Consider the following 9,663-nt stretch of genomic DNA (forward strand, 5'->3'; position numbering starts at 1 on the left):
CGACCCCGAGCCCGCGCGCCGGGCGCGGTCCTAGGCCCACGGGTTCCCGAGGTACGGACCGCGCTCGGGCGGTGGCCACCGCGGCGCCCCGTGGATCGCCCCGAGCAGCTCCCGCACGCCGTCGACGCTGATCTCCGAGACCAGGTAGTGCGTGCTCGAGTAGGGCCGCATGAACGACGGGATCTCCTCGACCGACCGGCCCGGCAGCACCACCGGGATGATCCGCCGGGTCTGTGCGGGCAGGTCGCGGGTCAGGTTGTCCAGCAGCAGGGAGGTCTCGAACTGCGCGCCGCGGCCCTCCTCCGGCGGCGCGGCGCCCTCGGCGCGCCGTTTGTAGGCCGGGGAGGCGATCACCAGGATGTAGTCGACCTTGGCGATGTTGTCCATCGCCCACCGCGCCCAGTCCCGGCGCTGGTCGTCGGACCACTGGTCGAGCGTCACCTCGATCCCGGCCGAGCGCATCAGGAACTCGGCGAACTCGCGGACCAGGCTCCGGTGCGGTTCGTCGTCGTGCGAATAGGTGATGAAGACCCGCGGCGCCTGGTCTCCCGGTTCCGCGACCTGCGGTAGATCCTGGGTCATCGGTGTGTCCTCGTCCTCGGTGTGGCCAACGCGGCGATTGAACCCCGGCGGCCCACCCGGGCGGGCGCACTCCGCCGCACTGCCACGGCTTTGTCGTGCTTCTGTCTGGTTCGCACCGAATCGCGCGACCGGGCGGGTCCGGCATCGTGATGGCGTAGGCACGCGATCCGACAGGAGCACGATGACCCAGGTCTTCCTGAGCCACGCACCAGCGGGCGAACCCGCCGTCGAGCTCGTCGAGCGGGCGCTGGTCGCGCGCGGGATCACGGTGTTCCGGGACCGGGGGGACGGGTCGTCCGACCGGTCGCGCCGGGCGCTCGCCGACTCGGTGGTGCTGCTTGCCTTCTACTCAAGGGATTTCCCGGTCCGGCACGCCAACCAGTGGGCGCTCACCCGCGCGATCCTGGCCGCCCGCGCACACGGCGATCCACGTGAGCGGGTGCTGGTCGTCAACCCCGAAGCCGAGGACGACCACCTCGTGCCCGCCGGGTTCACCATCCACGGCCCGCAGGCCGACCTGGTTGACGTGGTCGCCACGAAAGTCGCCGCCACCAAGGGGATTCCCTTCGGTGGCCCGATCGACGGGCTGTTCAACCGGCGAAGGTTCTCTGGCCGCTATCGCGAGTGCTGGTCAATCCACAATGGACTAAATAGTGGCCGGGCCGTTGTGCTGCGAGCGGGTTCAGGGTTGGCCGAGCAGTACGTGTCCCTTTTCGGTGACGCCTATCCCGGTGGCGTCGAGTGGATCGGATTGGCGGGCATGCCCCCCGCCGGATATTTCGCCGCCGCGGTGAGCCGGATCGCTCGCGAGCGGTTCGGACTGGATTTCGCCGATATGGCAACCGAACAGGCGATCGGCACTCTGGCTGATAAGTTCATCGAGTCCGGTCAGGACACTCTCTGGGTGATCGACGACGTACCGGAAGGTCTGGATCCCGAAGTCTTGGAGCAGCTGGTGCCGCGTTCGCCCGCTGTGCGCGCAGTGCTGACAACCCGGTCCCCATCTCCGGGATGGGACATTCCCGTTGTCGATTGCGCCGTCCCGCTCGGCGAATCCGCGGTTGCCGACCGGGTGGCTGCCGTCAGTGCTCCCGCGCGGGTGGTGCTGGCCTTCGCCGCCGTGCTGGCCAGGGCGCCGATCGCCGGTGAGCTGCTGGTGGCGGGGGTGTCGCAGGTGCTGGGCGGCGCGGCGCCGGTGCTCGTGGCCAAGGCGCTGGCGGAGCTCGACGAACTCGACCTGCTGCACCGCGTCGACCGGTCTCCCGGCGGCAGGCAAGCCTGGAAACTCCCCGAGCCGGTGGCCACCGCTGTTCGCCGCACGGTCGACGCGGAGCTGCTCGCGACCCTCGCGGATCGCGCGGCGTCGATCATCTCGGCCGTGCTCACCGACCCACTGGACCTGCACCACCACGCACTCCGGGTTGCCACCCAGGTGGCCGAAACGCTGGGGATGTCCCTGCTCCGCGAGGTCGCGCTTCGACATGAGCGCGGCGGCGACCTCGCGGCAGCCCACGACATCTGGTCGAGCGCACCGCGCGGTGCCACCTCGGTCGAGGATCTCCTGACGGCTTCCCGGGTCGCGATAGCGTTGGGGGACAACGACACTGCCCTCGCCCATGCCTTCGAGGTGATCACCCGCGCCTGCGGGGAGCGAGAGCCGCGCACCGAGTTCCGGGCCCGGTTCCTGGCCGCCGTGGCGTATGACGAGCGCGCCGACTACGCCGCCGCGGACGCGGTGTTCCACGACCACGCCGCGGCCGACAGCCCGCTCCCGGTGTGGCTCGACCCCGACGAGCGCCTGCGGGTCGGCCTCGCCCGGGTGCGCTCGCTCCGCCTGCGCGGCGACTACCGCGCCGCGATCGCGGCGCTCGAAGGGGTGCTGCCCGAGGTGCGCAAGGTCGCCCCGATCCCCGCCTGCACGGGGTTGTGGCCGGTCGCGACTCTCGAGCTCGCCCGACTCCGGCTGCTCACCGGTGCGGTTGTGGAGTCCACAAAGGACGCGGCGAGCGTCGCCAGGGTGTTCGCCGCCGCCGGGCTCCGGCGCCACCGGTTGGCGCGGGAAGCCGTCGCGGTGCGCGCGGAAGCCCTGCTGGCCCGGTCGGCCGACCGGGACCAGGCGGCGAGTCTCCTCCGGCGGGCCACCGCCGACTCCAGCCGCTGGTACGGCCCGGACGACCCGCTGACCCTGGAGCTGCGCGTGCTGTCCGGCCAAGCCCTCCGCCAGGCGTCCCGACCCGCCGACGCGCTGGTGGTCTTGGCCGAGGCGCGGCGCCGGATCAGCGCGGCCGTGGGCGCGGAGCACCCGCTGGCGCTGCGGGCCGGGCAGACGATCGGACTGGCCACCACGGACCTGGCGGACTGGACAGCCGCCGCGGGCGTGTTCGACGAACTGCTGCCCCGCCAGTGCGCCGTGCTCGGCCGCGGCCACCCGGACAGCCAGCTGACCCGCTTCCACCTCGGTGTCTGCCTGATCCGGCTCGACCAACCCGAACGCGCCGAACCGCTGATCCACGAGGCCCGCGCGGTACTGGCCGAACAAACCCCCTGGCGATTGCCCAACCCGCCACCGGATCCGCCGTCGACCGAGCCGGCTGGGCCCCTGGTAGCGGTGGGCGAGCACGGGTAGGCGACCTACCGCCCGGGGCCACCTCCTCGCCGTCGACGTCGCGGCGGCGGGCTCAGTCCAGCGGGGTCCAGCCGATGCCGTAGGACCGGGCCGGGTGCAGGTCGGTGAACACCGCTCGCACCCCGCCCGAGTTGTCGGCGTGCAAGGTCTCCCGGGTGGGGGTCGGGTCGTGGGCCTGCATGGAGAGTTCGCCGTCGATGCGCCAGATCCGGCTCGGCACCCGGTCGCGCGGGAAGTTGACCGTGAGGGTGAAGCGCTCGCAGGCGAACTCGGGGGTGCAGCAGTAGAACGGCGCCATCGTGGGCACCCGGACGCGGAAGAAGAACGCGTGCTCTTCACCGATGGCCAGGGGTACCGGCGGGCGCAGGGTGAACGCCACCCGCTGCGCGGAGACCATCCGGGGCGCGTGCACCTCGCCGCCCGCGATCTCGTCGATGCCCAGCACGCTCAGGTCGACCGGGCCGCCCGCCGGTGCCGGGGCGGCCAGCGACACCGCGTGCTCGACCTCGGTGAGCTCGGCCTGGTGGCTGACCACCCGGCGGGTCTCGAACACCTCGACCTGCGGGCCGCGCAGCAGCACCCGGACCTGCAGTTCCCTGGTGTGCCAGGGGAACTGGCCGGGTAGCGGCGCGGGCTCGTCGACCGCGCAGGCCAGCTCGGCGATCCGGTGGATGACGGCGTCGGCGTAGCGCTGCATGGTGCGGGTGTCCCGTTCGACCACGCGGCCGAGCTGGGCGAGCCGGGTCGTGTACGGGGCGTCGTCGGGGTTGTCCAAGCCGAACACCGCCCGGGCCAGCGGCTGCTTGCTCGCGGGCAGCCGGTCCACCAGGTCGCGCAGCCGGTCGATGATCTTCTGCCGGACGGTGCCCGCCGGGTCCCCGGCGTGCACGCCGCACAGCTCGCGCACCGCCGCGCCCGCCACGCTGGGCACCGCCATCTCCTGCACGCCCAGGCCCCTGCGCAGCGCCTTGAGGTCCGCCGCCAGTTCGTCGATCCGCACGCCCACCCCCTCGACTCCACGCCGGAGTGTACAGACCTCGCCTGTCCGAGTGAGATTCCGCAGTGCTGCGGAAAGAAGGTGAAACAATGGTTTCCCCGTTTTGGAAACCTTGGGCAACGCCAGACTCCTGTCGCCACCGGAATGGCTGTTCCACGATGGACGGGCCGGGGTTACCCGGCCCACCACGTGGAGAGGAGAAAACCGTGCACACCCACTACATCACCATTGTGCTGCTGCTGGCCGGTCTGCTCGGATGAGCGCACTCGCCTGCCCGCGGCCGACCGCGGGCAGGCGGTGCTCGGCAGCGACGAGGAAAAACCGGGAGCCATGACCGATTTCGGAGCGGAACTGCGGCGGCGCAGGCTGGCGGCGCAGCTGTCATTGGACAGTTTCAGGGTGCGGGTGAACTACAGCAAGGGCTATCTCAGCAAGATCGAGAACGGGAAGGTGGTGCCACCGCGCGAGATGGCCCAGCTGTGTGATGACGCGTTGGCCGCAGGCGGCGAGCTGGTCGCCCTGGTGGACGACCAGCCGTCGGCGGGCCCGCACGGCCTGCCGGCGCCGCCGCGGCACTTCGTGGGGCGTGACCGGGAGTTGGGCACGCTGTCCTCGCTGCTGCTCAGCACCGGTGACCTGCGCGTGGGCGTCGTGCACGGTCTCGCCGGAGCGGGCAAGACGGCCCTGGTGCTCACCGCCGCCGCGCTCGCCGAGTACGACTTCCCAGACGGGGCGCTGTTCTTCGACCTGCGCGGCCACACGCCCGGCGCCACCCCGCTCACCCCCGGCGCGGTGGCGCACTCGGCGCTCACGCTGCTCGGCGTACCCGCCGAGCGGATCCCGCCGACCGAGGACGGCCGGACGAACCTGCTGCGCGCCCGCACCCGCGGGCACCGGGTGCTGCTGGTGTTCGACAACGTGGCCGACGCCGCGCAGGTGCGCCCGCTGGTGCCCGCCGAGGACACCTGCCGGGTGCTGATCACCAGCCGGGCCAGGCTGTCCGGGCTGGACGACGCCTGGCAGCTGTCCACCGGGATGCTCGAGCCCGACGACGCCGTCGCCCTCTTCCGCGCCGTCGCGGGCGACCGCGGGCCGGACCAGGACAGCGCGGGGGAGATCGTGCGGCTGTGCGGCCTGCTGCCGCTGGCGGTGCGGATCGCCGCCGCGCGGTTCGCCGACGGCGGCTGGAGCGCGGCCCGCTTCCGCGACCGGCTCGTCGACGAGCGCACCCGGCTGGCCGCGCTCGACGACGGCGAGCGGGCGGTCGCCGCGGCGTTCGCGGTGTCCTACGCGGGTCTGCCCGCCGACCAGCGGCGGCTCTTCGGCCTGCTCGCCCGCCACCCCGGCCCGGTGCTGACCGCCGAGTCCGTGGAGGCGATGGCCGCCCAGCCCCCCGGCGAGTCCGACCGGCTGCTGGCCCGGCTGCACGAGGCCAACCTGCTCACCCTGGGCGAGCACGGCCACGGCATGCACGACCTGGTCCGGCTCTTCGCCGTGCGGCACGCGTTACCCGAGGTGCCCGCCGCCGTGCGGGACGCCGCCGTCGAGCGGCTGGTCGAGCACGCGGTCGCCCAGGTGGCCGCCGCGGACCGGCTGGTCGAGCCCGGCCGCTTCCGCCCGGTCGAGGGCACCGACGAGCACGCCCCGCCGACCAAGGCCGCCGCGGTGGCTTGGCTGCGCGCGCTGTGGCCGACGTTAGTGCGGGTCGTCGACCTGGCGGGCGACCACGGCGTGCACCGCGGTTGCTGGCAACTCGCGTACCTGCTGAGGGGCTTCTTCTTCCGCGACAAGCTCTACGACCCCTGGGTGGCCACGCACGAGCGCGGGCTGGCGGCGGCGCGTGCGCTGGGCGACCACTCGGCCACCGGGATGCTGTTGAACAACCTGGGCATGGCGCACGTCAACGCGGGCGCGGTCAACGCCGCGCTGCACTGCCACGACGCCGCCCACGCCGCCTTCACCGCGGCCGGGGACCAGCGCGGTGCCACCGACGCGCTGTCCAGCCTGGCGTGGGCCCGGCTCTACGGCGGTGAGCCCGCGGCGGCGCTGCGCGATCTCACGACGGTGCTCGCCGAGTACGAGCACACCGGCCGCGAGCGCAACGCCGTGATCACCCACCGCGGCATCGCGCTCGCCCTCACCGCGCTCGGCCGCTTCGAGGAAGCGGCCAAGAGCGCCCAGCACGCGTTCGAGCTTGCCGAACGGGCACTCGACGACGCGCTCGCCGACGACGTGATCATGGCCGTGACCTGCCTGGCCTGGGTGCACTACAACGCGGGCGAGATCGAACTGGCGGCGGGCCGCTACGCCGAGTCGGCGAACCTGGCCGATCTGGCGAGCAACACCGGCGAGTGGGCCCGCGCGCTCACCGGCCAGGGCAACTGCGCCGCCCGGTCGGGCAACCTGGCCGCGGCCCGCGCGTACTGGGGGGCCGCCGCCGGGCTCGGTGTCGTCCTGCACCCGGCCATCTGGGGCGAGTCCCGCGCGCGGGCGGCACTGGGGTGAGCTGGTCCTACGGCCAGCGCAGGCCGTAGGACAGGTAGGGGACCAGGTCGGTGAACGCCACGCCGACCTCGGTCGAGGACCCGACCGGCAGCACCCGGCGCGGGGCGAGGTCGTCCTCCACCTCGCCGTTTGGCACACCGTCGATCACCAGCACCTGGCTCGGCGCGTCCGGGAACACCACGCGCAGCTCGAACCGGTCGCACCGGCCGTGCGGCGTGCACACGTAGTGCGGCCGGGCCTGCCTGCCGCCCGGGACGACCCGCAGCGCGATCTCGTGGTGCTGCCCGGCGGTCAGCGGTTCCGGCAGCCGCACCGTGGTGGCGATCCGGTGCCGGGCCGCCCGGCTGCGCCTGGCCAGCGTGCCGCCGTGGATCAGCTCGACGCCCAGGGTGTCCACATCGGACACAAGGCCGGGCGTCGGGGTGACCGACCAGCCCAGGTCCAGCTCGCGCAGCCCGTCCCGGTCGGCGACGATCCGGCGGAACTCGTAGACCTCGCCGTCCCCGGTCAGCGTCACGGTGGCGCGCAGCTCGGCGGTGTGCCACCCGGGCCGGGGCCGGTCCGCCTGCCGGGTGGTGGCCAGCTGGGCGGCGCACACGATGGCCTCGTCGACCCGCCTGCGCACGGTCCGGACCTCCCGGCCGAGCTGGGCGCCCGCCCACTTGAGCCGTTCCTGGTAGAACTGGAACCGCGCCTGGGGCGCCAGCCCGAAGGCTGCGGTGAAGCAGATCCGCAGGTCGCCGGGCAGCCCGTCGGCCAACCGCCCCAGCGCCTCGACGAGCTTGCGCCGCGTCGCCACGTCGTCGTCGCCCTCGACGATCCCGCCGAGCGCCAGTACCGCGGCCCCCAGCCCGTCAGCGACCCCCGGCGCGTGCACCCCACGTCCCCGGCGAAGTCGCTTGAGCTCGCCGACGAGGACGTCGAGATCGGTCGGCCGCATGCTGTCCTCCCTGCTCACAGCTCCATTCAACCGCTCAGGCGGGCGCGGTGGCCGCCGATGGCCAGAAGGTGTCCGAGCCCTGTCACGGTCTTGTCGTACCCGGCCGCGCGGAAGCACATGTGGACGGCTTCGTGGAGGGCCTTGTCCGCGCCTGCACTGTCGTTGTCGGCCAGCGAAGGAATGCCGCGCGAGGGGCGCTGAGCGGCCGGTGTCGTTGCGAAGCTGTGCCGAGGGACACGGAAGGCAGGACACATGGACGTCATCGTGGTCGGTGCGGGCTCGGCGGGATCTGTGCTGACCCGCAGGTTGGTCGACGCGGGCGCCCGGGTGACGCTGCTCGAAGCAGGCGGTCCCGACACCAACCCCGCCATCCACGACCCGTCCCGCGCGGGAGAGCTCTGGCACGGCCCCGAGGACTGGGACTTTCACACGGTCCCCCAGCCACACGCGGCCAACCGCAGGCTGCACCTGCCCAGGGGCAAGGTCCTCGGCGGCTCGCACGCGCTCAACGCGATGATCTGGGTCCGCGGCGCCCCATCCGACTACGACGGTTGGGGCCTGCCCGGTTGGTCCTGGGCCGACGTCCGCCCGGTCTACGAGCGGATCGAGAAGGACCTGCTGAACGTAGTCCCGAACGAGCCACTGCACCCGATCCAGCAGTCCATGCTGGACGCCGCAGAGCAGATCGGCATCCCGTTCAACCCGAACTACAACGGCGACACCCTCGACGGCATCTCGATCGAACAGATCACCGCCCGGGACGGCCGCAGGCTCAACACCTGGATCGCTTACGGACAGCCGATCCTCGGCCACCCGAACCTGACTGTCCACACGGGAGCGCTGGTCCACCGGTTGCTCCTCGACGGCAACCGCGCCACCGGAGTCCTGGCCACGATCAACGGCACCCCGCACGAACTCCGCGCGGACCAGGTGGTCCTGGCAGCGGGCGCCCTGTCCTCCCCACTCATCCTGCTGCGCAGCGGAATCGGTCCGGCAGAAGAACTGCGCGCACTGGGAATCGACGTGGTGGCCGATGTGCCGGGCGTCGGCAAGAACCTGCACGACCACCTGCTGTCCCCGGTCATCTTCGCAACAGACAAGCGCGAGGTAGAACCCCCACGCGCAGGCCGCTCAGTGACCCAGACGCACTTGTTCTGGCGCAGCAGGCCAGGTTTGCCGGTACCCGACACCCAACCCATCCACTTCAGCGTGCCGATGTACGAACCGTGGATGACCGGCCCGAGCACAGGCTTCTCACTGATGGCGGGCATGGTGACACCACGGAGCAGGGGATCCTTGCGCCTGTCGGGACCAGACGTGAACGACGCACCACTGATCGACCTGGCCGCACTGCAACACCCGGCAGACTTCGCAAGCTTGCTGGCATCGGTGGAGCAGTGCAGACGACTTGGCGCAGCACCAGCGCTGGCGGAGGAATGGGGCGCACGGGAGATCTATCCGGGGCCACAGGAGACTGATATCGAGGAATATGTCCGGAAGACGGCGATCACCTATCACCACCAGGTGGGCACGTGCAAGATGGGAACGGATGAGCTGTCGGTGGTGGACCCGAGCCTGAAGGCACACCAGTTCGACGGCCTGACCATCGCGGACGCTTCAGTCATTCCGACGGTGCCGACAGGCAATACGAACGCACCGGCGGTCCTCATCGGCGAGCAAGCAGCAAAGATCCTCTGCTCAGAATAGCCCTGCCAACCCCGCTGACACCCAACAAGATCCTGTCCCCAGTTGGTACCGCAACGGATAGGTCCACCCCACCCCACCCCACCCCACCCCACCCGCACTCGACTGGGTCCCCCGCCCCCACCCGGCCGCAGCTGTTAGGCCGACCCCGCTGGAAAGCAAAACCCGCTACGAATGCTCGATCTGAGGTGCTTCGAAGTTTCCGGACAGTGAACCAAGGTAGAATTGGGTTCTCTGGAAGGGGACGATGTTGGCGCGGTCGAGGAGGAGTTTCTCTCGGGAGTATCGGGAGGAAGCTGCGAAGTTGGT

Annotated in this window: 6 protein-coding genes; 3 read left to right on the top strand and 3 right to left on the bottom strand. The window is 71.7% G+C overall.

Annotation, left to right across the window (positions count from 1 at the left end):
- Window positions 1-30 precede the first annotated feature (30 nt).
- The gene (locus tag QSK30_RS13380) at window positions 31-582 is read right to left on the bottom strand and encodes an SEFIR domain-containing protein (protein ID WP_285502717.1); all 552 of its coding nucleotides are present in this window, start codon (window positions 580-582) and stop codon (window positions 31-33) included.
- A gap of 181 nt (window positions 583-763) precedes the next feature.
- Here QSK30_RS13380 and QSK30_RS13385 point away from each other — a divergent pair, with 181 nt between their 5' ends.
- The gene (locus QSK30_RS13385; RefSeq protein WP_285502718.1) at window positions 764-3,208 is read left to right on the top strand and encodes a tetratricopeptide repeat protein; all 2,445 of its coding nucleotides are present in this window, start codon (window positions 764-766) and stop codon (window positions 3,206-3,208) included.
- A gap of 52 nt (window positions 3,209-3,260) precedes the next feature.
- On the opposite strand, the gene QSK30_RS13390 is transcribed toward QSK30_RS13385, so the two are convergent.
- Window positions 3,261-4,208: a hypothetical protein gene (locus QSK30_RS13390; RefSeq protein ID WP_285502720.1), complete on the bottom strand. Its 948-nt coding sequence runs from the start codon at window positions 4,206-4,208 to the stop codon at window positions 3,261-3,263.
- A 327-nt stretch (window positions 4,209-4,535) separates the two neighbouring features.
- On the opposite strand from QSK30_RS13390, the gene QSK30_RS13395 reads away from it, so the two are divergent.
- Window positions 4,536-6,710: an XRE family transcriptional regulator gene (locus tag QSK30_RS13395; RefSeq protein ID WP_285502722.1), complete on the top strand. Its 2,175-nt coding sequence runs from the start codon at window positions 4,536-4,538 to the stop codon at window positions 6,708-6,710.
- A gap of 7 nt (window positions 6,711-6,717) precedes the next feature.
- Here QSK30_RS13395 and QSK30_RS13400 read toward each other — a convergent pair whose 3' ends face one another.
- On the bottom strand, window positions 6,718-7,650 hold the full coding sequence (locus tag QSK30_RS13400) for a hypothetical protein (RefSeq protein WP_285502724.1): 933 nt from the start codon (window positions 7,648-7,650) through the stop codon (window positions 6,718-6,720).
- A 252-nt stretch (window positions 7,651-7,902) separates the two neighbouring features.
- Here QSK30_RS13400 and QSK30_RS13405 point away from each other — a divergent pair, with 252 nt between their 5' ends.
- Window positions 7,903-9,357, top strand: coding sequence for a GMC family oxidoreductase (locus QSK30_RS13405; protein WP_285502726.1), 1,455 nt, complete (start codon window positions 7,903-7,905; stop codon window positions 9,355-9,357).
- The last annotated feature ends 306 nt before the right edge of the window (window positions 9,358-9,663 follow it).

This window comes from Actinokineospora sp. NBRC 105648 (assembly GCF_030269645.1).
Lineage (GTDB): Bacteria > Actinomycetota > Actinomycetes > Mycobacteriales > Pseudonocardiaceae > Actinokineospora.